The organism is Brachybacterium sp. NBEC-018 (genome assembly GCF_024860185.1).
In the GTDB taxonomy this organism is placed as follows: Bacteria; Actinomycetota; Actinomycetes; order Actinomycetales; family Dermabacteraceae; genus Brachybacterium; species Brachybacterium rhamnosum.
The window spans coordinates 3,214,976-3,241,637 of record NZ_CP100650.1; the positions used below are offsets into that span (position 1 = coordinate 3,214,976).

Consider the following 26,662-nt stretch of genomic DNA (forward strand, 5'->3'; position numbering starts at 1 on the left):
CTACCGTAGGCCGACGCGCCCCTTGACGTCGCGCAACACAGCTGACCTTCCTGCAGGTCACTGCCCCTGTCCTTGGCCCCGCGCAGGTCGGTCGAGCTCGAGGCGGGCGACGAGGAGGCGGTGGTCGGTCGCCGCGGTCCTCACCACGCGCAGCTCCCGGGCGCGGACGGGCCCGCGCAGCCAGATCGCGTCGAGGCGGCGCAGCGGGACGCGCACCGGCCAGGTCGCGCGCACGGGCCCGTGCGGGACCACCGCGCGCGCGAGGGACAGGACCCGCGCCGCGCGCGACAGGGCACGGCCCGGCGCCGTCCCGCCCGGGGCGCGAGCGACCGTCCCCCGCCGGCGCTCCCGCGCCACCTCGATCGCGGCGTCGCGGAAGCCGCGCAGCCGCAGGCCCGCGAGCTCGGGGGCGGAGGGGTCGGCATTGAGGTCCCCGAGGAGCACGACGGGGCCCGCGTCCTCCGCGACGAGGCGCAGGATCTCCCGCACCTGGACGTCACGATGGGACCGGTGGTCGTGGTCGAGATGGGTGACGAGCACCCGCACCGTCCCCTCCCCCGGCAGCTCGACCTGCGCGTCGAGCAGCCCGCGGGGCTCCCGAAGCGGCCGCGGCCCGGACGCCCCGGGCAGCGGGTGCATGACCGCCTCCCCGATCGGGGCGCGGCTCAGGAGGGCGAGGCCGTAGCCGTCCCCCTCCCCGCGGGGGATCGCGGCGCCGAAGCGCACGTGCATGCCGAGCGCCTCGCCCAGCAGCGCCGCCTGGTCCTCGTGCAGCGAGCGCTCACCGAAGCGGACGTCGACCTCCTGGAGGGCGACGAGGTCCGCGCCCGTCGCGGCGATCGCCGCCGCCGTGCGGGCCAGGTCGAGGCGGCCGCGGGCGTCGGCCCCGTGATGGATGTTGACGCTCGCGACGCGCACGGCGCTCACCCGGTCACATCAGGCAGCCGGGACCCAGCAGCGCCTTCAGCGAGGCGTAGAGCGCAGGCGAGGGCGTCACCGAGAGCCGCTTGTCCAGCTGCATGAGCGTCGTGCGGCCCGGCTCCTGGAGCCGCAGGTGCACCTCGCTCGAGCCCGGGTTGTCCTCGAGCACCCCGCGGATGCCCTCGGCGACCTTCGAGGTCGCGCGCATCGCCGGGAGGACGAGCGTGACGGGGCCGTCCGGGCCGGAGCCCACCTCGGGGATCGTCATCTCCATGACGCGCAGCTCGGGCATGCCCTTGGAGGTGTCCACACGTCCCTTCATCGAGACGACGAGGTCCTCGGCGAGCTCGGAGGCGACGGTCATGTATGTCGAGGGGAACATGAGGCAGTCGATCGCGCCCTCGAGGTCCTCGACGGTGGCGATCGCCCACATGTCGCCCTTCTTGGTGGTCTTGCGCTGCAGGGTCGTGATGAGCCCCGCGATCGTGACCATCGTGCCGTCCTCGACCGCGCCGTCGTCCGCGAGGGCGCTGATCGCGATCGAGGAGTTCTGCGCGATCACGTGCTCGAGGCCGTACAGCGGGTGGTCGGAGACGTACAGGCCCAGCATGTTCCGCTCGAAGGCGAGCTTCTCCTTGCGGTCCCACTCGGGCAGCTCGGGGATCGTGAGGGTCGCGGCGGAGCCGGTGGCCATGCCGTCGTCGGCCCCGCCCCCGCCGAGCATGTCCGCGAAGAGGTCGTACTGGCCCTGGGCCTCCTTGCGCTTGACGTCGACCACGGAGTCCACGGCGTCCTCGTGGATGAGCACGAGGGAGCGGCGGTTGTGGCCCAGCGAGTCGAAGGCCCCGCCCTTGATGAGCGACTCGATCGTGCGCTTGTTGCACACGCTGAGCGGCACCTTGTCGAGGAAGTCCGTGAAGGAGGTGAAGGCGCCCTTCTCCTCGCGCGCCTTGATGATCTCCTCGACGACGTTCGCGCCCACGTTGCGGATCGCGGAGAGGCCGAAGCGGATGTCGTCGCCGACGGCGGAGAAGTACAGGTCCGACTCGTTGACGTCGGGCGGCAGCACCGTGATCCCGCGGTGGCGGCAGTCGCCCAGGTACAGGCCGAGCCGGTCGCGGTTCTCCTGCGTGGAGGTGAGCAGCGCGGCCATGTACTCGGTCGGGTAGTTCGCCTTGAGGTAGCCGGTCCAGTAGGAGACCACGCCGTAGGCGGCGGAGTGTGACTTGTTGAACGCGTAGTCCGCGAAGGGCAGCAGGGTCTCCCAGAGCGCGGCGACGGCGGCGTCGGAGTAGCCGTGCTCCTTCATGCCGGCCTCGAAGGAGACGTACTGCTTGTCCAGCTCCGCCTTCTTCTTCTTGCCCATGGCGCGGCGGAGGATGTCCGCCTCGCCGAGGCTGTAGCCCGCGACCTTCTGCGCGGTCTGCATGACCTGCTCCTGGTAGACGAGCACGCCGTAGGTCTCGCCGAGGATCTCCGCGAGCGGCTCCTCGAGCTCCGGGTGGATCGGCGTGATCGGCTGCAGGCCGTTCTTGCGCAGCGCGTAGTTCGTGTGCGAGCCCATGCCCATCGGGCCCGGGCGGTAGAGCGCCGAGACGGCGGTGATGTCGCCGAACTTGTCGGGCTTCATCTGCCGCAGCAGGGTGCGCATGCCGCTGCCGTCCAGCTGGAACACGCCGAGCGTGTCGCCGCGCTGGAGCAGCTCGTAGGTGGCGGGGTCGTCGAAGGGCAGCTGCTCGAGGTCGACGGGCTCCTTGCCGTTGCGCTCGATGTTCTGCACCGCGTCGGAGAGCACCGTGAGGTTGCGCAGCCCCAGGAAGTCCATCTTCAGCAGGCCGAGCGTCTCGCAGGTCGGGTACTCGAACTGAGTGATGATCTGGCCGTCGGAGGGGCGGCGCATCATCGGGATGATGTCGGTGAGGGTGTGGCTGGACATGATGACCGCGCAGGCGTGGACGCCCCAGCCGCGGGTCAGGCCCTCGACGCCCTTCGCGATCCCGACGACCTTCTGGACGTCCGGGTCCTCGTCGTGGAGACGGCGGAACTCGGTCGCCTCCGCATAGCGCTTGTGCTCGGGGTCGAAGATCCCCTTGATCGGGATGTCCTTGCCCATCACGGCCGGCGGCAGCGCCTTCGTGATCCGGTCGCCGACGGCGAAGGGGTAGTCCAGGACGCGGGCGGCGTCCTTGAGGGAGTTCTTCGTCTTCATGACGCCGTAGGTGACGACCTGGGCGACCTTGTCGTCGCCGTACTTCTGCTCGACGTAGTCGATGACCTCGCCGCGGCGGCGATCATCGAAGTCGACGTCGAAGTCGGGCATGGAGACGCGGTCGGGGTTGAGGAACCGCTCGAAGAGCAGGCCGTGCTCGATCGGGTCGAGGTCGGTGATGCGCATGGCGTAGGCGACCATCGAGCCGGCGCCCGAGCCTCGGCCCGGTCCCACGCGGATCCCCTGCTCCTTGGCCCACTTGATGTAGTCGGAGACGACGAGGAAGTAGCCCGGGAAGCCCATCTGGAGGATGATCCCGACCTCGTAGTCCGCGCGCTGCTGGACGTTGTCGGGGATGCCGGCGGGGTAGCGGTACTCGAGGCCGTCCTGGACCTGCTTGACGAACCAGGAGTCCTCGTCCTCGCCGCCGGGGGTCGGGAAGTGCGGCATGTAGTTCGCGCCCTCGGCGGTCGTCGTGAAGGCGACGTCGCACATCTCGGCGATCCGCAGCGTGTTGTCGCACGCCTCGGGGAACTCGCGGAACAGCTCGCGCATCTGCTGGGCGGACTTCAGGAAGTAGCCGGAGCCGTCGAACTTGAAGCGGTCCGGGTCGGTGAGCTTGGACCCGGAGTTGATGCACAGCAGCACGTCCTGGATGGTCGCGTCCTGCTCGGTGACGTAGTGGAGGTCGTTGGTCGCGACGAGCGGGGCACCCACGGCCTTCGACACCTCGAGCAGGCCCTTCGTGACCCGCCGCTCGATGTCGAGCCCGTGGTCCATGAGCTCGATGAAGTAGTTCTCCTTGCCGAACATGTCCTGGAACTCGCCGGCGGCCTTGATGGCCTCGTCGACCTGTCCCAGGCGGAGCCGGGTCTGCACCTCGCCGGAGGGGCAGCCGGAGGTCGCGATGAGGCCCGGCGCGTACTTCGCGAGGATCTCGCGGTCCATGCGCGGCCACTTGCCCATCTGGCCGTCGAGGGAGGCGGCGGAGCCCAGGCGGAAGAGGTTGTGCATGCCCTCGGTCGACTTCGACAGCAGGGTCATGTGCGTGTAGGCGCCGCGCGCGGAGACGTCGTCGCCGGCGAGCTGCTGCTCCTTGGTCCCCCACTGCACGCGCGTGCGGTCGTGCCGGCTGGTCCCCGGGGTCACGTACGCCTCGACGCCGATGATCGGCTTCACCCCGGCGTTCGTCGCCGCGCGGTAGAACTCGTAGGCGCCGAAGAGGTACCCGTGATCGGTGATCGCGACCGCGCTCTGCCCCTGGTGGGCGGCCTCGGCGACGAGCTTGTCGATCTTCGCCGCCCCGTCCAGGAGGGAGTAGTCGGTGTGGACGTGGAGATGGACGAAGTCGTCGTTACCCGCGGAAGCCATGCGCTCCAGCGTAGTCATCCCGCGGCCCCGACGTGCCGCGCGACGGGGGTCACGGAGGTCACCCCGGCGGGTCGGCCCGCAGGGGAATCCTCGGGGCCCGCGGGGCGTTCGGCGGCGGCTCCGGGGGGGCGGCGTCCGACGGGCCGGGACAGGGCTCAGGCCGGGCGCTCGCCCGGGCCGTCCCCTGGGCCGTCGCCCTCGGCCTCGCGCTCGCGCAGGCTGTCCGTGAGCAGGGAGTCGACGTACTCGGCGGCCTCCTCGAAGGTGAGGGCGCGACCGTCGCGGCGGGGCGGCATGCCCTCGACGAAGGCGCCGCCGTGCCAGGCCATGGAGTCGTCCGGGAGGGCGGGGTCGTCATCCCGCCACAGGTCCAGGGGCACGGCGTGCGCGGCGAGGTCCTGGGCGAGGGCGTCCGCCCGGTCGGGGCTGCCGGCGCGGGTGAACACGTCCACGAGCAGCGACTGCGCCGCCCAGGCGACGGCGTCGTCCTCCGGGGGCCGGGCGAACTCGGCCACCATCGCCGCGAAGCTCGCGGCGAGCTCCTCGTCGCCGTCCTCGTGGTGGTCCTTCGCGACGCGCAGGGCGATCTGCGGCACGAGGTCCGTGACCTCCCACAGCACGCCGGCGCCGATGAGGCTCATGCCCATCCCGGTCGGGAAGTCCGGATGGGCGGCGATGGCGGTGTCCGGCACGCGGCCCGCCCGGCGGTCGTCGTCCGCGGCGAGGTGGGCCCGGCTCGCGGCGAGCACCGCCTCGCGCGTGCGGTCCTCGTCGCGGAGCGCGAGCTCCGCCTCCTCCGGGTCCAGGCCGAGCACGCCGGCCACCCGGGACCAGGGGAACGCCGCCCGCTCGAGGGCGCGGTCGCGGGAGGGGCGCTGCGGGTTCTCGCTCGCGGGGCTCATGGGTCGACCGTATCCGGCCGGGCGGCTCAAGCGTCGCGCAGGGCGTCGAGCGCGTGCTGGAGATCGCTCGGGTACTGCGAGGAGAAGGTGACCTGCTCCTGGGAGACGGGGTGCACGAAGGTCAGCTCCATGGCGTGCAGCCACTGGCGCCGCAGGCCCACCCGCTCCGCGAGCGTGGGATCGGCGCCGTAGAGCGGGTCCCCCACGAGCGGGTGGTGCAGGGCGGCCATGTGCACGCGGATCTGGTGCGTGCGCCCGGTCTCGAGCTTCACCCGCAGCAGCGTCGCGCCGGAGAGCTCCTCGAGCGTCGAGTAGTGGGTGACCGAGTGCTTGCCGTCCTGGCGCACCGCGAACTTGTAGTCGTGGTGCGGGGAGCGCCCGATCGGCGCCTCGATCGTGCCCGCGCCGCGATCCGGGCGACCCTGGCAGACCGCATGGTAGACCTTGCCGACCTCACGAGCCCGGAAGGCGTCCTTGAGCGTCGTGTAGGCGCGCTCGGTGCGGGCGACGACCATGAGGCCGCTCGTGCCCACGTCGAGGCGGCTGACGATCCCCTGGCGCTCCGCGTCGCCGCTCGTGCGGATGGAGACGCCGGCGGCGGCGAGGTGCCCCAGCACGGTCGGGCCGGACCAGCCGGTGCTCGGGTGCGCGGCGACGCCCACGGGCTTGTCGACCACGACGAGGTCCTCGTCCTGGTGGACGAGGCTCATGCCGGGGGCGATCTGCGGGCGCACCGCGACGGCGGGCGCCTCGTCCGGCAGGTGCACGAAGAGCATCATGCCGGGCTCGAGGCGCACGGAGCGCGAGGCGACGGCGCTGCCGTCGATCTCCACGTGGCCGGCGTCGATGAGATCCGCGGCGCGGGTGCGGGAGAGCCCCAGCATCCGGGAGAGCCCCGCGTCCACGCGGTCGCCGACGAGACCGTCCGGGACCATGAGCGTGCGCTCGCTGCTCACGCCTCGCCCTCCTCGGGCGCGGGGGCCTCGGTCGTGTGGTCCTCGCGGTCCGTGGCGCCGGGGTCGGTCGCGACGCCGAGGACGCCGAGCAGCACGACGAGCACCGCGCCGCCCACCACGCCCATGTCGGCGACGTTGAAGACGGGCCAGTGGGGCAGCTCGAGGAAGTCGACGACGCCGCCGTGGAAGGGGCCGGGCTCGCGCAGCAGGCGGTCGTGGATGTTGCCGAGGGCCCCGCCGAGGATCAGGGCGAGGGCGATCGCGTACCAGGGCGAGCGCACCGCCTTCACGGCGAAGACCACGACGCCGGCGGCGATGCCCATCTGCAGGACGGTGACCACGGGGGTGATCTCCGCGCCCATGCCCCAGGCGGCGCCGGTGTTGTACAGCAGCGTCAGCTGGAGGAGCTCACCGAGGAACGGCTGCGGCTCCAGGAGCGGCAGGTTCGCGACGGCCCAATTCTTCGAGAGCTGGTCGAGCACGAGGATCACGGCGCCGAACAGCACGACGATCGCGAGCACCGCGGGCAGCGGGAGGCCCGCACGGCGACGAGCGCCGGACCCCACGGGTCCGGCGCTCGTCGAGGAGGAGGCGGGCTGGCTCACAGGCCGAAGTTCGCCTGCTTGTCCTGCGTCTCGTCGGTGTCGAGGTCGCGGAGCTGGTTCTCGAGGTAGTTCCGCAGGCGGTTGCGGTAGTCGCGCTCGAAGGTGCGCAGACCCTCGATCGACTTCTCCAGATCCGCCTTGGACTTCTCGAGCGCCGCGAGGGTGCTCGCCGACTTCTCCTCGGCCTCGCCGACGATGCGCTTGTGCTCGTCGTTGGCCTCGGCGATGAGGCGGTCGCGCTCGTCCTCACCGTTCTTGACGTACTCGTCGTGCAGGCGGTTCGCGAGGGCGATGATGCCCGCGGCGTCGGTCGGCGCCGGGGCGGCGGCGCCGGCGGCGGGAGCCTCGGCGGCCGGGGCCTCCGCGGGCTGCTCGACCACGGGGGCGGGCTGCTCGGCGGCGACGGTCTCGGTGGTCGAGGGGGCCTCGTCCACGACCGTCTGCGGGGCGGTCTCGTCGACCTCGGGGGTCTCCGCGACGGCTGCGACGGGGGCGGCGGTCTCCTCGGCCTGCTCGGCCGGGACCTCGGTGGAGGCTGCCTGGGCGGACTCGAGCTCGGCGACGCGGTTGTGCGCCTCCTCGAGCTCCTTGGTCAGCCGGCTGTTCTCGTCGATGAGCTCCTGCAGGCGCGGCAGGATGTCATTGTCGAGGAAGTTGTCCACCTCGTCCATGTCGTAGCCCTCGGAGAACCGCACCGGGGTGAACCGCTTGTTCAGCAGGTCATCGGGCATCAGAGCCATGGGTCACCTTCTCGTTGCAGTCTGGGTCCGAACGCGCTTGCGCGCTGCTGGACAGAGTAGCGGATCGTGCAGGGCGTCGCGGTCAGACGGCGACGCGTCCCAGGACTCCCAGCAGGATCCAGCCCACGAGGAGCACGATCATGAGGCTGAGGTCCAGGGAGACCGCCCCGAGCCGGATGGGCGGGATGAGGCGGCGAAGACCCTTCACGGGAGGGTCGGTCAGCGTGTACACCACCTCGAACAGCACCAGCACGAGGCCGGTCGGCCGGAAGTCGCGCGAGTACGCCTGGATCCATTCCAGGACCAGACGCGCCACGAGCACGATCATGTAGAGCAGGAGTGCGATGTACAGCACTCCTGCGATCACGGCCATCGAGGGTCAGCTCTGGTTGTAGAAGCTGCCCTCGTCGGGCGTGGTGTCGCCGTCGACCTCCACGAACTCCGGGGAGAGCAGGAAGACCTTGGACGTCACGCGCTCGATGGTGCCGCGCAGGCCGAACACGAGGCCGGCGGAGAAGTCGACCATGCGCTTCGCGTCGCCGTCCTGCATGTCGGAGAGGTTCACGATGACGGGGACGCCGTCGCGGAAGGACTCGCCGATGGCCTTCGCGTCGTTGTAGGAACGCGGGTGGATCGTGGTGATGCGGTGCATCGACTCCTCCACGGAAGGCGCCACGGTCACGATGGACCGCTGACGGATCGGGGTGACCTGGGCCTCCCGGGCGGGGGCAGGCTCGGGGGTGCGCTCGGTGCGGCGGGGCTGTGCGGCCTCGTCGCGGGCGTCCCGCTCGTCCTCGTAGTACTCGTCGTCGACCTCGTTGGCGAGGCCGAGTGCGACCATGGCGTTGCGCCAGGTTCCCATGGCTGTTCTCCCACTTCGTTGTTCACGCTGACCTGGACCCCGGGGAAGCACGGGGAGTGCGCGGGGGCCCTGTGCGACGAACGTACCGCAGGGCCCTCCCGGCACGGCGCACCTGCTCGGCGTGTCGCCGCGCGCCGCGACATGCGCTCGTGCTCACACCCGTGTGCTCACGCCCGGGCGATGACACCGGCGAGGCGCCCGGTCCGGGCGCTGCGCCGGTAGGAGAAGAAGTCCTCGTCCTCGAGCGTGCAGGGGTGGCGGTCCTCGACGGCGTCGGCGGGGACGCCGGCGCCCACCAGCGCGGCGACCGCGCCGGCCGTGAGGTCGAGGGACGGCGTGCCCCAGGACGTCGTCGCGGCGAGCACGGGGAGCTGCGCCGCGGACTCCTCGCGCATGGCGGCGGGGACCTCGTAGCAGGCCCCGCAGATCGACGGGCCGATCGCCGCCCCGATCCGGGCGGGCACGGCCCCGAGCGAGGCCATCGCGCGGACGGTCTCCTGCAGGACGCCGTCCAGGAGGCCGCGTCTCCCCGCGTGGGCGGCGCCGATCACCCCGGCCTCGGGATCGACGAGCAGCACCGGGAGGCAGTCCGCCACCATGATCGCGAGCGCCACGTCGCGGCGGTCGGTCACGAGGGCGTCGGCCGTGACGAGGGGCACCGGGCCGGATTCGGGCAGGACGTGGACATCCGGTGAGTGCACCTGGTCGACGAAGGCGAGCGGCAGTCCCACCTCGGTCGCGAGCAGCGCGCGGTTGCGCTCGACGTCCGCCTCCTCGTCCCCCACGTGCCGGGCGAGGTTGAGGCCGGCGAAGTCGCCGCCGCTCACCCCGCCCGCGCGCCCCGTGAACAGGGAACGGGCCCCGCGAAGTCGCGGGGCCCGTGCCGTGAGTGGTGTCGTCACTTCAGGAAGGACGGGAGGTCGAGGTCGTCGTCGTCCGCCGGCGGCTCCTCGATGCGCGGCGGGCGCGCGGGCTGCGGTGCGACCGGCTGCGCGGGCGAGGGCTCGCTGCTCTGCACGGCGTCCTGCTCCTCGACCTCGGCCGGGTCGAACTGCTCCGTCTCGGGCTCCGAGGCGGAGCGGGCCGACGGCGTGAAGGTCTGCTGCGGGGCGTTCCACGCTCCGGTGCCGGTGCCGCCGGCAGCCGGGGCCGCGCTGCGGCTCTCGGTGACCGCGGGGCGCGGCGCGGGGGCCTTCTCCTGACGGGGTGCGGGGCGCGCGACCACGGGAGCGGACTCCTGGCGGGGGCGCGGGCCGCCGCTCTCGAAGCCGGCGGCGATGACGGTCACGCGGACCTCGTCGCCCAGGGCGTCGTCGATGACGGAGCCGAAGATGATGTTGGCGTCCGGGTGGGCGGCCTCCTGCACCAGGCGGGCGGCCTCGGAGACCTCGTAGAGGCCGAGGTCGCTGCCGCCCTGGATGGAGAGCAGCACGCCGTAGGCGCCGTCGATCGAGGCCTCGAGCAGGGGGCTCGAGACCGCGAGCTCGGCGGCCTGCAGCGCGCGGTCCTCGCCGCGGGCGGAGCCGATGCCCATGAGGGCGCTGCCGGCGCCCTGCATGACGGACTTGACGTCCGCGAAGTCGAGGTTGATCAGACCCGGCGTGGTGATGAGGTCCGTGATGCCCTGGACACCGGAGAGCAGGACCTGGTCCGCGCTCTTGAAGGCGTCGAGCATCGAGACGGCCTTGTCGGCGATCGACAGCAGGCGGTCGTTGGGGATCACGATGAGCGTGTCGACCTCGGCCTGGAGGGCCGCGATGCCCGACTCGGCCTGGGTCGCGCGGCGGCGGCCCTCGAAGGTGAAGGGGCGGGTGACCACGCCGATGGTCAGCGCGCCGAGGCTGCGGGCGATGCTCGCGACGACGGGGGCGCCGCCGGTGCCGGTGCCGCCGCCCTCGCCGGCCGTCACGAAGACCATGTCGGCCCCGCGGAGGACCTCCTCGATCTCCTCGGCATGGTCCTCGGCGGCCTTCTTGCCGACCTCCGGGTCCGCGCCGGCGCCGAGGCCGCGCGTGATCTCCTTGCCGACGTCGAGCTTGACGTCGGCATCGGACATGAGGAGGGCCTGCGCATCGGTGTTGATGGCGATGAACTCGACGCCCTTGAGGCCGGATTCGATCATGCGGTTGACGGCGTTCACGCCGCCGCCGCCGACACCGACGACCTTGATGACTGCGAGGGAGATCTGGGTTCCGGCCACGTTTGGTCCTTGCTCTTTGTCGTTCGCCTGCCGAGAGGGCCGAACCCTCAACCCTCAACCTCCACCTGAGGTTCGAGGATCGGGGCGCCTCTCCGTCCCTTCGACGCTAGGGACCCTCCCGTCCCGGCGCAACGACCGCACCCGCGTGTCGTGCGCGGGAACGGACGAGTCTCACGTCAGCGGGTCACCGGGGCGACCGGCGAGGACACGTCGATCTCGGATCCGGGCTCGGCCAGCAGCGCCCGGACGACCTCCGCCTTGAGATCGGCGTCCGCCGCATCGCCCCACACGATCGTCTTCGTGCCGCCGTCCTCGAGCTCGAGCGTGAAGGAGACGTCGCTCGGGGAGGAGGCCGTCATCCCGGTCATGCCCGTGCGCAGCGAGCCCGGCATCTGGGCGAGGACGTCGATCATCGCCGCCTGCGCGCCGTCGGGATCGGCGGCGTCGGCCGCGACCGTGAGCGGGACGGGAGAGGCGCCCTCCCCCGCCCCCTCGGGCAGCTCGGTCCCCTCGGCGTCGAGCAGCACGGTCGCGCCGTCCTGCTGGGTTACGCTCGCGATCGCCGTGCGCTCGGTGACGGTGATGCTCATGCCGTCCGGCCAGGAGCGGTGCACCTCGGCGGTCGCGACCCCGGGCACCTCCTCCACCGCGGACTCCACGGCGCCGGTGCCGAGCAGCAGCACGCTGTCACCCCGGAAGGGCTCGACCGCCTCGTCGACGGCCGACTCCTGCACGTAGCCGAGGCCCTCGACCTGCACCTGCCGCACGGAGAGCACCGGCAGCGTCACGGCCGCGACGAGGGCGACCACGAGCAGCGCCATGACGACGGCGGCGGTCACGAGGATCGCGCGACGCCGGCGGCGCCAGGGCCGCGCGCGGACGAGGTCGCGGAAGCGGTCCGCCGCCTGGATCACGCCGCCGCGCCCCGGCTGCCGGGCGGCCTGCTCCGACGTCGCGGTGCGGTCCTCCGCGCGGGCGCGGCCGACGGCCCGTCCCCCTCCGCGGGGTGCAGGAGCGGCGACGTGATCGGACCCGGCGGCGCGAGCCGCGGGCCGTGTCGAGGAGGGACCGCCCGAGGGCCGCCGGCCCGCGCCGGACGGCGAACGCCGGGCACGCCCGGGCCGGGAGACCCCGGTCGTGGAGCGTGCGTCGCCCGCAGTCCTCACGACCGGACGGTCCGTGCCCGCGGGCTCCGCGGGCGAGGTCGCCGACGAGGCGGACGTGCGCGATGCCGACGGGGACGGGGCCGACGGCGCCGTCGAGGACGAGGGTCGCGGCGTCTCGGGACGCGGTGTCGCAGGACGCGGGGCCGCTGACCGCGGGGCCGCGGGTCGCGAGGCCGGGGTGCGCGGCGCGACGGGCCGCGGCGCCGTGGGACGTCGGGCCATCAGCGCTCCTGCGCGCTCTGCTCGAGGGCGGCGAGCACGCCGGGGGTCAGCTCGACCACGTCGCCCGCGCCGAGCATGAGGACGAGATCGCCCGCGCGGGCCGCGCCGGCGACCTGCCCGGCGGCCTCCTCGCCGACCTCCAGCGGCGTGAGCGTCCCGGCCGGGGCGAGGTCGGTGATCGTGCGCTGGTCGACCCCGGGGACGGGATCCTCGCGGGCGCCGTACACGGGCAGCACCCAGGCGAGGTCCGCGGCGCCGAGGGCGGCGGCGAAGTCCCCCGCGAAGCTGCGGGTGCGGGAGTACAGGTGCGGCTGGAAGACGGCGAGCACCCGGCCCCCGCGCCCGGCGCCCTCGACGATGCCGCGGGCGGCGGCGAGCGTCGCGGCGACCTCGCGGGGATGGTGGGCGTAGTCGTCGACGACGGTCACGCCGGCGACGGTCCCGGCGACGTCGAAGCGGCGGGACGCGCCGCTGAAGGTGCCGAGCCCGGCGGCGAGCTGCGGGAGCGGCGACTCCGGGTCCGCCTCGGCGGCGGCCGCGAGGGCGCCCACGGCGTTGAGCACGTTGTGGTGCCCGGCGACGGCGAGGTCCAGCAGCAGCGGGCCCCGCGGGCTCTCCACCTCGGCGCGTGCCCCGCGCTCCCCCGGCGTCTCCGTGACGATGCGCCAGTCCGCACCCGGCGCCGTGCCGTAGGTGAGCACCCGCGTGCCGCGGGCCGCGGCGCGCTGCCCGAGCGCGCGGGCGCCGGGATCGTCACCGCACACCACGAGCGCGCCGCCGTCGACGATCTGCGTCGTCAGGGCGTCGAAGGCGGCGGTCAGGGTCTCCTCGTCGCCGTGGAAGTCGAGGTGGTCGGCCTCGAGGTTCGTCACGACGAGCGCGCGAGGACGGAAGGCCAGGAAGGAGCCGTCGGACTCGTCGGCCTCGACGACCGCGAGGGACTCGCCCGCGCTCGCGCCGGTCGCCGGATCCGCCGCGAAGCCCGCGTTGCGGCCCAGGTCCGGCACCGCCGCGCCGAGCGCCCAGGCGGGGTCATGGCCCGCGCCGCGCAGGGCGCTGACGGCGAGCCCCGTGGTCGAGGTCTTCCCGTGGGTGCCGGCGATCGCGACGACGTCCCGGGAGGCGAGCAGACCCGCGAGGCCCGCCGCACGGTGGATCACGGGGATGCCGCGCTCGTGGGCGGCGATGATCTCGGGGTTGTCCGCCCGCACGGCGGTGGAGACGATGAGAAGGTCGCAGTCCGGTGCGATGAGCTCGGCGTCGAAGCCGATGCCGATGCGCGCCCCGGCCTCGCGCAGCGGCGCGATGAACTGGCCGTCCTGGGAGTCGGATCCGCTCACCGCGAGCCCCGCCTCGAGGGCGAGCCGGGCGACGGCGGACATCCCCGCCCCGCCGATCCTCACGACGTGCACGGAGCGGACCTCACCCTCCGGCCATGCCGGCTGGGTGATCACCGCCCCGGGGCGCAGGACGGTGCGAGGGGAAGGGGCCGCGGAGGTCATGGACCCACCGTAATCCGCGCCGCGCGGGCCGCCGCTCAGGCGCGGCGTGCGGCGCTGATCACGATCTCCGCGAGCACCTCGGCGGCGTCGGTGATGCCGAAGCCGCGCGCGGCATCCGCCATTCTCGAGAGCCGCTCGCGGTCCAGGAGCAGGGGCAGCACCTGCTCGCGCAGGTACGCCGCGTCGAGCTGCGCGTCGGGGACCATGAGCGCGCCGCCGGCGGCGACGACGTCCTCGCCGTTGAGCGCCTGCTCCCCGTTGCCGATCGGCAGCGGGACGAGCACGGAGGGCAGGCCGACGGCCGTGAGCTCGCTGACGGTGCCCGCCCCGGAGCGGGTGAGGGCGAGGTCCACGGCGGCGTAGGCGTCCTCCATCGCGGAGACGTACTCGAGCACGCGGTACCCGGGCCGCTCCTGGACGCCGGCGGTCTTGCCCCTGCCGGTCACGTGGAGGATCTGCCCACCGGCGTCGAGCACGTCCTGCGCGGCGGCGGAGACCTGCTCGTTCAGCCGCTGGGCGCCGAGGGACCCTCCCGTGACGAGCAGGGCGGGGCGCTCGGGGTCCAGGCCCAGACGCTCGCGCGCCCCGGCGCGGTGCGCGGCGCGGTCCAGGTGGGCGATGCCCTCGCGCATGGGCATGCCGATGCGGCGGGCGCCGGGCAGGGTCGATCCGGGGAAGGCGGTGAGCACGGCGGCGGCACGACGCGCGCCCAGGCGGTTCGCGAGGCCCGGGCGGCGGTTCGCCTCGTGCACGACGAGCGGGACCCGCGAGCGGGCGGCGGCGAGATAGGCGGGCGGGCAGACGTAGCCGCCGAACCCGACGACGACGTCCGTCCCCCGCTCCTCCATGAGCGCGCGGACGCGCCGGAGGGTGCCGGAGAAGCGGCCGGGGAAGCGCAGCGCGGCGCCGTTCGGGCGGCGCGGGAAGGGCACCTTCTCGATCGTGGCGAGCTCGAGGCCCGCGGCGGGCACGAGATCCGCCTCGAGGCCGTCGGCCGTGCCGAGGACGAGGATCTCCGCCTCCGGGCTCTGCTCGGCGATCTGCGCGGCGGTCGCGAGCAGCGGGGAGACGTGGCCGGCGCTGCCGCCGCCGGCGAGGAGCACGCGGGGTGCGCGGGTCATCGGGAGCCCTTCCGGGTTCGGGGACGGGAGCCCGCATCGGAGCGGGAGGTGCGGGCGGACCCGCCGCGGCCCGTGCCGCGGCGGCCGCGGCGCGAGGTGCCCGCGCTCGCATCACGCGGGGCGGGGAGCACGCTCGTGGAGCGGCGCACCACACCGATGCGTGCGCTGATCGCCTCGGCCGCCCCGGTCTCGCGGCGGGCGAAGGAGATCAGCACGCCGAGCGCGGCCATGGAGGCGATGAGGGCGGAGCCGCCCGAGGAGATGAACGGCAGCGGCACGCCGAGCACGGGCAGCAGGCCGGTCACCACCATCATGTTGACGAAGGCCTGGCCCAGCAGCCAGCAGCTGATGCCGGCCACGGTGATCTGCTGGAAGCGGTCGTCGATGCGGGTGATCATGCGGAACATGAACAGGGCGAGCGCGGTGAACAGCGCGAGCACGCCGAGCGTCCCGATCAGGCCCAGCTCCTCGCCGATGATCGCGAAGATGTAGTCGTCCTGCGCGGCGGGGAGCAGGCCCCACTTCTGGCGGGACTCGCCGATGCCCACGCCCCACCAGCCGCCTCCCGCGAGGGCGGCGAGGCCCTGGTCGGACTGGTAGCAGCTGTCGTTCTCGCAGGTGCCGGTGAGCCAGTTGCCGATGCGGTGCATGCGGTTCGCGCTCGTGAACGTCAGCGCGAGCACGCCGACGAGGCCCAGGCCCGCGGCGAGGGCGAACCAGCGCCGCGGCGCCCCGGAGACCCAGACGGCGCCGGCGACGAGCATCGCCATGACCAGGGCGGTGCCCAGGTCGTGGCCGGAGAGCACCAGCCCCAGGGCGGCGATCACGCCGGGCACCATCGGGATCGCGAGGTGGAAGGGCTGGTTCAGCAGCTTCTGCTTGGTCGAGAGCACTGCGCCGAGCCACACGGCGAGGGCGAGCTTGAGGAACTCCGAGGGCTGGAGGGTCTGCCCGCCGATGAGGATCCAGTTCGTGTTGCCGTCCTTGCCAATGCCGAGCGGCGTGTGCACGAGCGACTGCAGCACGAGCCCCAGGAACAGCAGCGGCCAGGCCGCCCGCCGGAAGAAGGAGGGCGGGAGCAGCGCGGCGACGACGAGCACCACGAGTCCGAGGATCGCGAAGGTGCCCTGGCGGAACAGGCCCGCGTAGCCGGACAGCCCCTTGGAGATGTTGATGACGGCGGAGGAGGACAGCACCATCACGAGGCCCACCCCGATGAGCAGCGCGCCCACCACGATCAGGCCGTAGAAGTCGAGGGCCGGGGACTTCAGCCAGCTGCCCACGCCCTCCTTGACGCGGGAGCCGATGCTGCCGAGCGGCTGCTCCTCGTCGGGACGCACGACCCGCGTGGAGCGACGTGACTCCTGCATGGTCATCGGTGCTCTCCTGGCAGTCGGGACACGGCCGCCGCGAAGAGATCCCCCCGCTCCGCGTAGTCACGGAACTGGTCGATGGAGGCGGCGGCGGGCGCCAGCAGCACGACGTCCCCGGCGGAGGCGAGGCGATGGGCGTGCCCCACCGCCTCCTCCATGAGGCGCTCGCGAGCGGCGACGGCTCCAGTGTCACCCGCCTCGACGCGGACCACGGGGACCTCGGGCGCGTGTCGGGCGAGGGCCTCGAGGAAGGGGCTCGCGTCACGGCCCAGCAGCACCGCGCCGACGAGCCGCGGGGCGGCGCGGGACACGAGCGCGTCGACGTCGGCCCCCTTGGTGTCGCCGCCGGCGATCCAGACGATCCGCTCGGCGGCGGCGAGGGAGGCCTGGGCGGCGGCCGGGTTCGTCGCCTTCGTGTCGTCGACGTAGACCACGTCGTCGACGCGGGCGATCGTCTCCGCCCGGTGGCGGCCCAGGCGGTAGGCGCGCAGGCCGTCGCGCACGGCGTGGGCGGGCACCCCGTGGGCGCGGGCGAGGGCCGCGGCGTGCAGGGCGTCGAGCACCACGTGCGGCGGTGCGCCGTGCGCGCCCAGGTGGGCGAGGTCCTCGAGGGAGGTGAGCTCCGCGGCGTGGGTGCGTCGGTTCTCCACGAAGGCGCGGTCCACGAGCAGCCCGTCGACGACACCGAGCTCCGAGGGCCCGGGGGCACCGAGGGTCACGCCGATCGCACGGGCGCCGTCGACGACGTCCGCGTCCTCCACGAGCTGCAGCGTCACGGGATCGGCGACGGAGTACACGCAGGCGGTGCGCACCTGGTCGTAGATACGGCCCTTGGCGCGGGCGTAGCCCTCCGCGCCGCCGTGCCAGTCGAGGTGGTCGTCGCTCACGTTGAGGATCGTCGCGGCCTCGCAGCGGAGGTGCTCCGTCCAGTGCAGCTGGAAGCTCGAGAGCTCGAGGGCGAGCACGTCGAAGCCCTCGGGGTCCAGCGCCGCCTCGATGACCGGGAGGCCCACGTTCCCGCAGGCGACCGCGCGCAGCCCGGCCGCCCGGAGGATCGACTCGAGCATCGTGACCGTGGTGGTCTTGCCGTTGGTGCCGGTGATGCCGAGCCAGGCGGGGCCGTCCTCCGCCTGCATGCGACGCGCCAGCTCGATCTCGCTCCACACGGGGATGCCCGCCGCCGCGGCCGCGGCGAGCAGCGGCTGCTCGGGGCGCCAGCCGGGAGAGGTGACGACGAGGTCGATCTCGCGATCGGCGGGAAGCGCCGTGGTGTGCTCCGCGCCGAGGCGCACCTCGACACCGAGCACCTCGAGGATGCGGGCGCGCTCGCGCACCTCCTCGGTGTCCTTCCCGTCCACGACGAGCACCTGGGCGCCGCGCTGCATGGTCTGGTCCGCGACCGCGTAGCCGGAGACCCCGAAGCCGGCGACGAGCACGCGCACGCCGCTGACGTCGAGTCCGGGCCAGGGGCGGTCCTCGACGGCAGGGAGGCCGGTCACGAGGCGAGCCCCGGCAGCGCGTCGAGGTAGAAGATCCCGAGGCCCACGCCCGCGAGGATGCCGGCCACGATCCAGAAGCGGACCACGATGGTGACCTCGTTCCAGCCCTTGAGCTCGAAGTGGTGCTGCAGCGGTGCCATGCGGAACACGCGCTTGCCGGTGAGCTTGAAGGTCGTGACCTGGATGATCACGGACAGCGCGATGATGACGAAGAGGCCGCCGATGATCGCGCCGAGGATCTCGGTGCGGGTGACGATCGTCAGGCCGGCGAGGGCGCCGCCCAGCGCGAGGGAGCCGGTGTCGCCCATGAAGATCTTCGCGGGAGAGGTGTTCCACCACAGGAAGCCGACGAGGGCGCCGATGATCGCCGCGCACAGCACCGCCGTGTCCAGCGGGTCGCGGGCGCCGTAGCAGTGCACGAGGCCGCCGGCCTCGAGGTCGACGTTGCACACCTGGCGCCACTGCCAGAACGAGATGATGAGGTACGCAGCGGTGAACAGGATCGTCGCGCCGCTCGCGAGGCCGTCGAGGCCGTCGGTGAGGTTCACCCCGTTGGACCAGGCGGCGACAAGGAAGTTCGCCCAGATCGCGAAGAGGATGAAGCCGACGACGGTGCCGCCGAAGGCGAGGTCCAGCCAGGGGATGTCCCGGACGAAGGAGATCGCCGAGGAGGCGGGGGCGTTGCCGTCGGAGTCCGCGAACAGCAGTGCGAGCACCGCGAAGCCGGTCGCGACGACGAACTGGCCGATGAGCTTCGCGCGGGCGGTGAGGCCCAGGCTCCGCTGGCGGGAGATCTTGATGTAGTCGTCGAGGAAGCCGACGATCCCGAGTCCCACCATGAGCAGCAGCACGAGGCCGACGGTGATGGAGGGGCTGGTCCACAGCACGAGGTGGGTGATCCCGTAGGCGAGCAGCGTCGCGAGGATGATCGCCACGCCGCCCATCGTGGGGGTGCCGCGCTTCGTGGCGTGCGAGGTGGGGCCGTCGTCACGGATGAACTGGCCGTAGCCGCGCTTGACGAGCACCTTGATGTACAGCGGGGTGCCGAGGCCGGAGAGCGCCAGACCGAGGGCCCCCGCGATGATGATCGCGATCATTCCTGGACTCCTCCGTGGACGGGCTGCGCGAGGTGATCGAGCAGGGGCGGGGTGATCCGGCGCAGGCCGGCGTCCCGGGACGACTTCAGCAGCACCACGTCACCGGGCGCCACCTCCCGTTCTAGCACAGCGATGGCCTCCTCGACCGTGTCCAGGTACTCGGACTCCCCGCCGAAGCTGCCCTCGAGGCTCGCGCCGTGATGGATCGCGGCGGCGCCGTCCCCGACCACGTACAGCTGGCTGATGTTCAGGCGCACCACGAGCCGGCCGATCTCGTCGTGCAGGCGCACGCCGTCCGGGCCGAGCTCGAGCATCTCGCCGAGGACGGCGATCGTGCGGTGCCCCCGACCGAGGTGCGCGAGCGTCTTGAGCGCCTGCCGCATGGAGTCGGGGTTCGCGTTGTAGGCGTCGTCGATGATCATCGCCCCGCCGGCGCGATGGACCTCCATGCGCTGTCCGGAGTCCAGGCGCGCGTCCTCGAGGGCGGCGGTCGCCGCGGCCGGGTCGGCGCCGGCGACGAGCGCGCCGGTGAGCGCGGCGAGCACGTTCGCGGCCTGGTGCTCGCCGAGGAGGTCGGGCCGCACCGGGAAGGAGCCGGCGGGGACGGTCGAGCCGTCCAGGCGCGTGAGCCCCTCCGGGACCTCGAGGGTGAAGCTGATGCGGGCGTCCTCGTCGAGGCCGAGCGCGGCGCCGCGCACGTCACCGGAGGCGAAGCCCCAGGTGGTCACGGGTGCCTGGCTGCGGGCGGCCATGGCGGCGACGCGCGGGTCCTCGGTGTTCAGCACGGCGCGCCCCTCGGGCGCGAGGGCCTCGACGAGCTCGCCCTTGGCGACGGCGATGTTCTCGACCCCGCCGAACTCGCCGAGATGGGCGCTGCCCACGTTGAGCACGAGGGAGACGTCGGGCCGGGCGATCCCGGTGAGGTGCGTGAGGTGGCCGATGCCGCGCGCGCCCATCTCGAGCACGAGGAAGCGCGTGGTCGGGGTGAGTCGGAGCACCGTGAGCGGCAGGCCCAGCTCGTTGTTGAGGCTCGCGTGGGTCGCGACGACCTCACCGGCGGTCCCGAGCACCCGGCGCAGGAGGTCCTTGGTGCTGGTCTTGCCGGCGCTGCCGGTGACCGCGAGCACCACGAGGTCCTCGCGCTCGGCGCGGGCGCGCTCGAGCTGGGCGCGGGCGAGGGCCGAGAGCGCCTCGCCGACGTCCGGGACGAGCACGGCGGGCACGGACTGCTCGCCGTCGGTCTCCCGGGAGACGAGGGAGAGCGCGGCGCCGGCGGCGTGCGCGCGGGAGAGGAAGCCGTGGCCGTCGACGTGCTCGCCGTCGAAGGCGGCGAAGAGGTCGCCGGCGGCGATCTCTCGGGAGTCGATCCGGGCCTCGCCGGTGACCGTCTCCTCGCCGGTGGCCCCGCCCACGAGGCGGCCCCCGGTGATGCCCGCGATGTCGCGGGAGGTGGTCTCGAGCATGCTCAGCCTTCTCCGTCCTGGTCCGTCCGCGTCGACGCGCCTCGAGCGGCGAGGGCGTCGCGCAGCACGGCACGATCGTCGAACGGATGGACGATACCGCCGATCGTCTGACCGGTCTCCGCCCCCTTGCCGGCCACGAGGATGGTGTCGCCCACGTCCGCGAGACGCGCCGCGAGGGCGATCGCCTCACCGCGGCCGTCCACCTCGTGGACCTGCGCACTCGTCGAGGCGGGCACGCCGCCGGCGACCTCGCCGCGGATCGCCGCGGGGTCCTCCGAGCGGGGGTTGTCGTCGGTGATGATCACCACGTCGGCCAGTCGGGCGGCGACCTCGCCCATGAGCGGGCGCTTGCCGCGGTCGCGGTCCCCGCCGGCGCCCATCACGGCGATCAGGCGCCGCGTGCCGGGGACGGTGCGGAGGGTCGCGAGGGCCTTCTCGAGCGCGTCGGGGGTGTGCGAGTAGTCGACGACCCCGCGCACGGGGTGCTCGGCGACGAGCTCCATGCGGCCGGGGACGGTGCCGGCCTCCGCGAGGGCGGCGTCGGCCTCCGGGCCGGCGATCCCGACGGCCTCGAGCAGCAGGGAGGCGGCGAGCGTGTTGGCGACGTAGTGCACACCGGGCAGGGCCGCGCGGAGCGTGCGCTCCCCCGCCGCGGAGACCACGGTGAACTCGCTGCCGAAGCCCTCGGCGCGGATGTCCCGCACCTGGTGGTCCGCCGGCCGGCCCGTCGCCGAGTAGGTCGTCACCGGGATCGGGGCCGAGTCCGCGAGGCGGCGGCCCCAGTCGTCGTCCACGCACACCACGCCGAGGCGGGCGTGCTCGGGGGTGAACAGCATCGCCTTCGCGGCGAAGTAGTCCTCCATCGTGGGATGGAAGTCCAGGTGGTCCTGGCTGAGGTTCGTGAAGCAGGCCGCGTCGAGCACCACGCCGTCCGCGCGGTGCAGCACCATCGCGTGGGAGGAGATCTCCATCGCGGCCACCTCGACGCCGTCCTCGACCATCCGGGCGAGGAGTCCGTGGAGCTCGGGGGCCTCGGGCGTCGTGCGGACGGTGCCGATCGCGTGGTCCCCGCCGCGGGCGTCGCGGTAGCTCGTGCCCGACGTGCCGACGACCCCGGCGCTGCGGCCCAGGTGGCGCAGCGCGCCGGTGAGGATCGTGGTGACGGAGGTCTTGCCGTTCGTGCCGGTCACGCCGATGGTGCCGAGCTGCTCGGCAGGGTCGCCGAGCACGAGCGCGGCGGCGCGGGCCGTGTCGCGGCGGGGGTCGTCGACCACGAGCGCGGGCAGGCCGGCCCGCGCGCAGTCCTCGGCGCCGGAGTCGTCGGTGAGGGCGAGCAGCGCGCCGGCGGCCGCGGCCTGGGCGGCGAAGCGCGCCCCGTGGGTCACGGCACCGGGCAGGGCGCAGTAGAGGTCACCGGGCTGCACGGAGCGGGAGTCGAGGGTGACGCCGGTGAGGACGCTCCCCTCGGCCTCCGCGGGCAGCGCGGCGTGGAGGGTGCGGGCGAGCTCCGGGGCGCCGAGTCCGCGCGGGCTGCGGGGGCGGGCGGGCTCGGGGACGGCGGCGCTCACCACTCGTTCTCCAGCTCGCGGCCGGGCTTGCCCGTCGGCGCGATCCCCTGGTTCTGCAGCGTGTAGGCCATGATCTGCGAGAAGGCGGGGGCGGCCGCCGTGGTGCCGGAGATGAAGGAGTTCAGCCCGAACAGGGTCACGCCGATGACGATGTCGGGATCGTCGGCGGGGGCGGTGCCGATGAAGGAGGCGGTGTAGGTGATCCCGCCGTTCTCCCCGGGCACCTGGGCGGTGCCGGACTTCGCGGCGACGGCGTAGCCGGGCACGTCCCCGTTGGTCTTGCCGTCGTCCACGACGTTGTTGTCCATGAGCTCGAGGATCTTCTGCGAGGTCTCCGAGGAGACGACGCGGGTCTGCGTGGGCTCGCCGAGGGAGCGCACGCTGCCGTCCTCCTCCTTGACGCCCTTGACGATCTGCGGCTGCACGCGCACGCCGTCGTTGGCGAAGGTGCTGATCGCGGAGACCATCTGGAGCGCGGTCACGGCGTAGCCCTGGCCGAAGGCGGTCGTGTACTTGGTGCGGCCGGTCCAGTCCGACGGGTCGTGGACGATGCCCTTGGACTCGCCGGGCAGCCCGACGCCCGTCGTCTCCCCCAGCCCGAAGGCCTTGAGGTAGTCGTAGCGGGTCTGGTCGGAGAGCGTCTCGGAGATCTGCACGGTGCCCACGTTCGAGCTGTTCTTGAGCACGCCCGCGAGCGTCAGCTTCTGGGTGGGATGGGAGTGGGAGTCCTTGATGCGCTCCCCGTTGAAGGACATCGTGTAGGGCACGGTGTACTGGCTGTCCATGTCGACCGTGCCCTCCTCGAGGGCGGCGGCGAGGGTGAACAGCTTGCCGGTGGAGCCCGGCTCGTAGACGTCCGAGACCGTGCGGTTGCCCAGGTAGGAGTCCGCCTCGGGGCTGTTGGGATCGTAGGTGGGCGCCTCGGCGAGGGTCAGCACCTCGCCGGTGTGGGCGTCGAGGATGACGATGCTGCCGGCGGTCGCGCCCCACTGGTCCACGGCGGAGGCGATGATCTCCTGCGCCTTCCACTGGAGGTCGCGGTCCAGGGTGAGCACGAGGTCGGAGCCGTCCACGGCCGCGGTGGTGGACTGCGTCGCGGTGGGGATGATCTGGCCGCCCGCGCCGCGCTCGTAGGTCGTCTTGCCGTTGGTGCCGGCGAGCAGGTCGTCGTAGGAGAGCTCCGCACCGGCGAGCGGGGCGCCGTCCGCGCCGACGAAGCCGAGCACGTTGCCGCCCACGGAGCCCGCCGGGTAGAGGCGGTCCGCGACGCGGTCCGCGCCGAGGCCCGGGATCTTGAGCGCGATGACGGCGTTGCGCACGGCCGGCTCGACGTTCTTCTGGAGGTACTTGAATCCCTTGTCCCCCGTGAGCGCCTTCTGCGTGTCCTCGACGGTCCAGCCGAGCACCGGGGCGAGCGCCTCGGCGGCGGCCTTCACGCCGGTGTCGCCGGCGGCCACGGCCTCCTTGTCGTCCTGCTGGTAGGTGCTCACCTGACGCTGGTTGACCCAGAGGTCGAAGCGCTCCACCGAGCTCGCGAGGACGGTGCCGTCGCGGTCGGTGATGTCACCGCGCAGGGCGGGGATGGTGCGGGTCGTGGTGCGGGCGTCGATGGCCTCCTGGGCCCGCGCGCTCGCGTCCAGGCCCTGCACCCACAGCAGGCGGCCGGACAGCGCCAGCACCGCCACCATGATCATGCTGAGCACGAGGCGGTGCCGGACGGCCGGTGTGCCCACCTGGGCCGCGGGAAGGCGCGGTCGGGACGTCCGCGTGCGTCGATCGGTCCGACGGGACGTGGCCACGATCAGTCCCCCTCGTTGCCCATGCCGTGATAGCTGCTGGGCTGATCGTAGATCTCGGCGGGGGGCACCGCGGAGGAGGCGGACGGCGTGTCGGCGACGGCCGCGTCACCCGCGGTCGGGGTGCTCTCCCCGAGCACCTTCCCCGTGGAGAGGTCGATGTAGGCGGGCTCGCTCACGGGGACCATGCCGAGCTCGCGGGCCTGCCGCTCGAGCTCCTGCGGGGTGCCCAGACGCTCGTTCGTCTCGGCGAGCGCCTGCTTCTCCTGCGTGAGGCTCTGCGACTGCGACTGCAGGCGGGTGATCTCGTAGCTCGTGTCCGACATCTGGATGTTGAGGTAGAGCAGCGTCGCGAGGGTCGCCACGACGATGAGCGTGCACAGCGCCGTGAACGGCAGGGGGCTGCCGGCGGTGCGCGGCCGCGAGAGGATCGTCAGCCGCGGGCGCGGGGCGGGCGCGGGGCGGGGTGCGGTGCGGGCGGGTCGGACCGCGGCGGCGCGGACGGCGGTGGTGCTTGCCATGTCAGTGTGCTCCGTGGTCGGGACGGGTGCGGGTGAGGGCGCGCAGCCGGACGCTGGCGGCGCGGGAGTTGTGCTCCCGCTCGGTCTCGTCGGCCTGGAGGGCGCCGCGGACCAGCGGGGAGAAGGTGGGCTTGTGCTCGTCGAGCTCGACCGGGAACCCGGGGGGAGCGCTCGAGCGGATCCGACGGCCGAACGCCGTCTTCACGAGGCGGTCCTCCCCGGAGTGGTAGGACTCCACGACGATCCGGCCGCCTACGGCGAGGGAGTCGAGGGCCCCGTCGATCGCGCGGGTGAGGATCTCGAGCTCCTCGTTCACGGCGATCCGCAGCGCCTGGAAGGTGCGCTTGGCGGGATGGCCTCCGCTCGCCTTCGATGCGGCCGGGATCGCCTTCTCGAGCAGGGCCACGAGCTCGCCGCTGCGGGTGATCGGCGCGGTCTCCCGCTGCTCGACGATCCGGCGGGCGATCCGACGGCCGAACCGCTCGTCGCCCAGCTCGTGGAGGATCCGGGCGATCTCCGCCTCGGGCAGCTCCGCGAGGAGGTCCGCGGCGGTGGGGCCGTCGGAGGAGGTGTCCATCCGCATGTCCAGCGGCGCGTCCGCCGCGTAGGAGAAGCCGCGCTCGGCGGTGTCGATCTGGAAGCTCGAGAGCCCGAGGTCCATGATCACGCCCTGCACCGCGGGGATGCCGAGATCGGCGAGGACCGCCGGGATCTCGTCGTAGGTCGCGTGGACGAGGGTCGCCCGATCGGCGTGCCCGGCCCGGGCGATCCGCTCGCGGGCCAGCTCGAGCGCCTGCGGGTCGCGGTCGATGCCGACGAGCCGCGCGCCGGGCGCCGCGTCGAGGACGGCGATCGCATGGCCGGCCATGCCGAGGGTCGCGTCGACGTGCACGGCGCCCTCCGCGGCGAGCGCGGGGGCGAGGAGGTCGACGCAGGTGTCCAGGAGGACGGGGACGTGGCGGTCGTCGGCCGGCGCGCTCTGGCTGTCCATGGCTGCCCTCCCCTTCGTGCTCTCGTGTCTCTCGTGCTGACTGCCGGCTGATGCGTGGGCCCGGAGGCCGTCCGGCCAGATGCCCCGTCGTTCCCGACCCGCCACCGGGGAAGTTGTTTCGGGGCGGGAACGACGAGAGGTCTCGCAGGACGGAGGTCCGTGGGGGCCACCTCAGAACAGGCCGGGAACCACCTCTTCCGCGGTCTGCGCGAAGCCCTCCTCCTTCTGCTCGAGGTAGGTCTCCCACGCCGGGAGGGACCAGATCTCGAGCCGGTCGAGCGCGCCGATCACCGCGCATTCCCGATCCAGCTCCGCGTAGGTGCGCAGATGGCCCGGGATGGTGATGCGGCCCTGCTTGTCCGGGATGACGTCCTCCGCTCCGGACAGCAGCACTCGCAGGTAGTCGCGGGTGCGCCGATCGGTGGTGGGCGCCCGACGGGCCTCCTCGAGCTTCTGGCGGAACTCCCCGATCGGGTACACGGCGATGCAGTGCTCCTGACCGCGAGTCATGACCAGTCCTCCGGCGAGGTCGTCACGGAACTTCGCGGGGAAGATCAAGCGGCCCTTCTCATCGAGCTTGGGCGTGAAGGTCCCGAGGAACATCTCGGACCTCCTTCAGCTGCCTGGACTCGTGAGCCGAACCGTTCTCCTCCCTACGCCCTCCACTTTACCCCACTACCCCCCACCCTCCGCCAGCGAACAGCCCTTTTCGCCCCCGATCCGACCCATCAGTGCAGGTCACAGGGTGGGGTGTGAAGTGGAGGGAAAACGCGCCGCGCGCGCCGCCCGGACGGTCAGGACGCCGCTCCCGGCAGCACTCCCCCACGGTCGCCGCAGTGTTGATGCAGGTCATCGGCACGCGCGGGGTCCGAGGGCAGCAGGTGGAGGGATGTGGAGGGCTCCGGTGGAGCGAAGTGGGGACCTGGGAGGAGCCTGATCGACGCCGGGCATGACGACGCCCCGGCTCGTGGGAGCCGGGGCGTCAGCAGCGGGTGGGTCAGGAGGCCGGGCGGGTCACCGCCGGGCGTGGGCCGGCGGCGGTCGACCGGGGCCGCGCGGGGCGCCGTCCCGGGAGGGCCGGCGCAGGTGGGGCTCAGCGGCGGGGGTCGTCCCCGGAGCGCTTCTCCCAGCGCTGCTCCATGCGGTTCATGAAGCGGCCGTTGCGGTCCCCCGGGGAGGGAGGCGAGGCCGGTGTCGCGCCGTCGCCGGACTCGTCCCCGCCGCGGCGCGCGGGGGTCGTCACCGCGTACACCGCTCCGGCGAGCATGATCAGGAAGGCGAGGACCCCGAGCCAGACCGCGGGAAGGGCCACCGCGAGGACCAGGACCACGAGGCCCACGACCACACCGGCCAGGCCGACGGCGATCCGCCGGCCGCTCCGGCGCCGAGCGCGTCCCGATGAGAAGGCCCGCGCGAGGCGCGGGTCATCGGCGAAGAGCTGGCGCTCCATCTCCTCGAGCATCTTCTGCTCGTGCTCCGACAGCGGCATGGTCCCGCTCCTTCGTCCCCGTCCTGTCACGCCCTGGGGCGTCCCCGCCGTCCCGGAGAACGTCCTCGTCCCGGCCGGATGGCCGGTC

23 protein-coding genes are annotated in these 26,662 nt (G+C 73.2%); all 23 read right to left on the reverse strand.

From position 1 onward, the window contains the following. Window positions 1–57: 57 nt before the first annotated feature. The 23 genes from NLU66_RS14595 to NLU66_RS14705 all read right to left on the reverse strand — a co-directional run bounded on the left by NLU66_RS14595 (window position 58) and on the right by NLU66_RS14705 (window position 26,574). Window positions 58–927 (reverse strand): endonuclease/exonuclease/phosphatase family protein, encoded by an 870-nt coding sequence (locus NLU66_RS14595; RefSeq protein WP_259360357.1) that lies wholly within the window; start codon window positions 925–927, stop codon window positions 58–60. A 4-nt stretch (window positions 928–931) separates the two neighbouring features. Further along, window positions 932–4,501, reverse strand: coding sequence for a DNA polymerase III subunit alpha (gene dnaE / locus NLU66_RS14600; protein ID WP_259360358.1), 3,570 nt, complete (start codon window positions 4,499–4,501; stop codon window positions 932–934). A 155-nt stretch (window positions 4,502–4,656) separates the two neighbouring features. Beyond that, window positions 4,657–5,403 carry a hypothetical protein gene (locus NLU66_RS14605; RefSeq protein ID WP_259360359.1) on the reverse strand — a complete coding sequence of 249 codons (747 nt, stop codon included), beginning with the start codon at window positions 5,401–5,403 and terminating at the stop codon, window positions 4,657–4,659. 26 nt (window positions 5,404–5,429) lie between these two features. Beyond that, entirely contained in the window at window positions 5,430–6,359 is a 930-nt protein-coding gene (locus NLU66_RS14610) for an RluA family pseudouridine synthase (protein WP_259360360.1), read from the reverse strand. Next, on the reverse strand, window positions 6,356–6,964 hold the full coding sequence (gene lspA / locus NLU66_RS14615) for a signal peptidase II (RefSeq protein WP_259360361.1): 609 nt from the start codon (window positions 6,962–6,964) through the stop codon (window positions 6,356–6,358). The genes NLU66_RS14610 and lspA overlap by 4 nt, the downstream gene beginning before the upstream one ends. Continuing rightward, window positions 6,961–7,704: a DivIVA domain-containing protein gene (locus NLU66_RS14620; protein WP_259360362.1), complete on the reverse strand. Its 744-nt coding sequence runs from the start codon at window positions 7,702–7,704 to the stop codon at window positions 6,961–6,963. The genes lspA and NLU66_RS14620 overlap by 4 nt, the downstream gene beginning before the upstream one ends. A gap of 82 nt (window positions 7,705–7,786) precedes the next feature. Next, the gene (locus tag NLU66_RS14625) at window positions 7,787–8,077 is read right to left on the reverse strand and encodes a YggT family protein (protein WP_137771213.1); all 291 of its coding nucleotides are present in this window, start codon (window positions 8,075–8,077) and stop codon (window positions 7,787–7,789) included. A gap of 6 nt (window positions 8,078–8,083) precedes the next feature. Then, window positions 8,084–8,566, reverse strand: a complete 483-nt coding sequence (locus NLU66_RS14630; protein ID WP_259360363.1) for a cell division protein SepF — start codon at window positions 8,564–8,566, stop codon at window positions 8,084–8,086. 167 nt (window positions 8,567–8,733) lie between these two features. Beyond that, window positions 8,734–9,468 (reverse strand): peptidoglycan editing factor PgeF, encoded by a 735-nt coding sequence (gene pgeF / locus NLU66_RS14635; protein WP_259360364.1) that lies wholly within the window; start codon window positions 9,466–9,468, stop codon window positions 8,734–8,736. After that, the gene (gene ftsZ, locus NLU66_RS14640) at window positions 9,465–10,766 is read right to left on the reverse strand and encodes a cell division protein FtsZ (RefSeq protein WP_137771216.1); all 1,302 of its coding nucleotides are present in this window, start codon (window positions 10,764–10,766) and stop codon (window positions 9,465–9,467) included. The genes pgeF and ftsZ overlap by 4 nt, the downstream gene beginning before the upstream one ends. A gap of 176 nt (window positions 10,767–10,942) precedes the next feature. Next, window positions 10,943–11,680 carry a cell division protein FtsQ/DivIB gene (locus tag NLU66_RS14645; protein WP_259360365.1) on the reverse strand — a complete coding sequence of 246 codons (738 nt, stop codon included), beginning with the start codon at window positions 11,678–11,680 and terminating at the stop codon, window positions 10,943–10,945. Window positions 11,681–12,153: 473 nt separating this feature from the next. Next, entirely contained in the window at window positions 12,154–13,656 is a 1,503-nt protein-coding gene (murC, locus tag NLU66_RS14650) for a UDP-N-acetylmuramate--L-alanine ligase (protein WP_259360366.1), read from the reverse strand. A 35-nt stretch (window positions 13,657–13,691) separates the two neighbouring features. Further along, complete coding sequence (murG, locus tag NLU66_RS14655) at window positions 13,692–14,777, reverse strand: undecaprenyldiphospho-muramoylpentapeptide beta-N-acetylglucosaminyltransferase (protein WP_259360367.1); 1,086 nt, start codon at window positions 14,775–14,777, stop codon at window positions 13,692–13,694. Further along, the gene (gene ftsW, locus NLU66_RS14660) at window positions 14,774–16,153 is read right to left on the reverse strand and encodes a putative lipid II flippase FtsW (RefSeq protein WP_259360368.1); all 1,380 of its coding nucleotides are present in this window, start codon (window positions 16,151–16,153) and stop codon (window positions 14,774–14,776) included. The genes murG and ftsW overlap by 4 nt, the downstream gene beginning before the upstream one ends. Beyond that, entirely contained in the window at window positions 16,150–17,649 is a 1,500-nt protein-coding gene (murD, locus tag NLU66_RS14665) for a UDP-N-acetylmuramoyl-L-alanine--D-glutamate ligase (protein ID WP_259360369.1), read from the reverse strand. The genes ftsW and murD overlap by 4 nt, the downstream gene beginning before the upstream one ends. Beyond that, window positions 17,646–18,746 (reverse strand): phospho-N-acetylmuramoyl-pentapeptide-transferase, encoded by a 1,101-nt coding sequence (mraY, locus tag NLU66_RS14670; RefSeq protein ID WP_259360370.1) that lies wholly within the window; start codon window positions 18,744–18,746, stop codon window positions 17,646–17,648. The genes murD and mraY overlap by 4 nt, the downstream gene beginning before the upstream one ends. After that, window positions 18,743–20,209, reverse strand: a complete 1,467-nt coding sequence (locus tag NLU66_RS14675) for a UDP-N-acetylmuramoyl-tripeptide--D-alanyl-D-alanine ligase (RefSeq protein ID WP_259360371.1) — start codon at window positions 20,207–20,209, stop codon at window positions 18,743–18,745. Before NLU66_RS14675 ends, mraY begins: the two co-directional genes overlap by 4 nt. 2 nt (window positions 20,210–20,211) lie before the next feature. After that, on the reverse strand, window positions 20,212–21,780 hold the full coding sequence (locus tag NLU66_RS14680) for a UDP-N-acetylmuramoyl-L-alanyl-D-glutamate--2,6-diaminopimelate ligase (RefSeq protein ID WP_416232162.1): 1,569 nt from the start codon (window positions 21,778–21,780) through the stop codon (window positions 20,212–20,214). Continuing rightward, entirely contained in the window at window positions 21,774–23,465 is a 1,692-nt protein-coding gene (locus NLU66_RS14685) for a peptidoglycan D,D-transpeptidase FtsI family protein (RefSeq protein ID WP_259362600.1), read from the reverse strand. Before NLU66_RS14685 ends, NLU66_RS14680 begins: the two co-directional genes overlap by 7 nt. 113 nt (window positions 23,466–23,578) lie before the next feature. Continuing rightward, the gene (locus tag NLU66_RS14690; RefSeq protein ID WP_259360373.1) at window positions 23,579–24,094 is read right to left on the reverse strand and encodes a septum formation initiator family protein; all 516 of its coding nucleotides are present in this window, start codon (window positions 24,092–24,094) and stop codon (window positions 23,579–23,581) included. A gap of 1 nt (window position 24,095) precedes the next feature. After that, window positions 24,096–25,085 (reverse strand): 16S rRNA (cytosine(1402)-N(4))-methyltransferase RsmH, encoded by a 990-nt coding sequence (rsmH, locus tag NLU66_RS14695; RefSeq protein WP_259360374.1) that lies wholly within the window; start codon window positions 25,083–25,085, stop codon window positions 24,096–24,098. 171 nt (window positions 25,086–25,256) lie between these two features. Next, window positions 25,257–25,688 (reverse strand): division/cell wall cluster transcriptional repressor MraZ, encoded by a 432-nt coding sequence (gene mraZ, locus NLU66_RS14700; protein WP_137771227.1) that lies wholly within the window; start codon window positions 25,686–25,688, stop codon window positions 25,257–25,259. 490 nt (window positions 25,689–26,178) lie between these two features. After that, window positions 26,179–26,574: a DUF3040 domain-containing protein gene (locus NLU66_RS14705; protein WP_137771228.1), complete on the reverse strand. Its 396-nt coding sequence runs from the start codon at window positions 26,572–26,574 to the stop codon at window positions 26,179–26,181. Window positions 26,575–26,662: the final 88 nt, after the last annotated feature.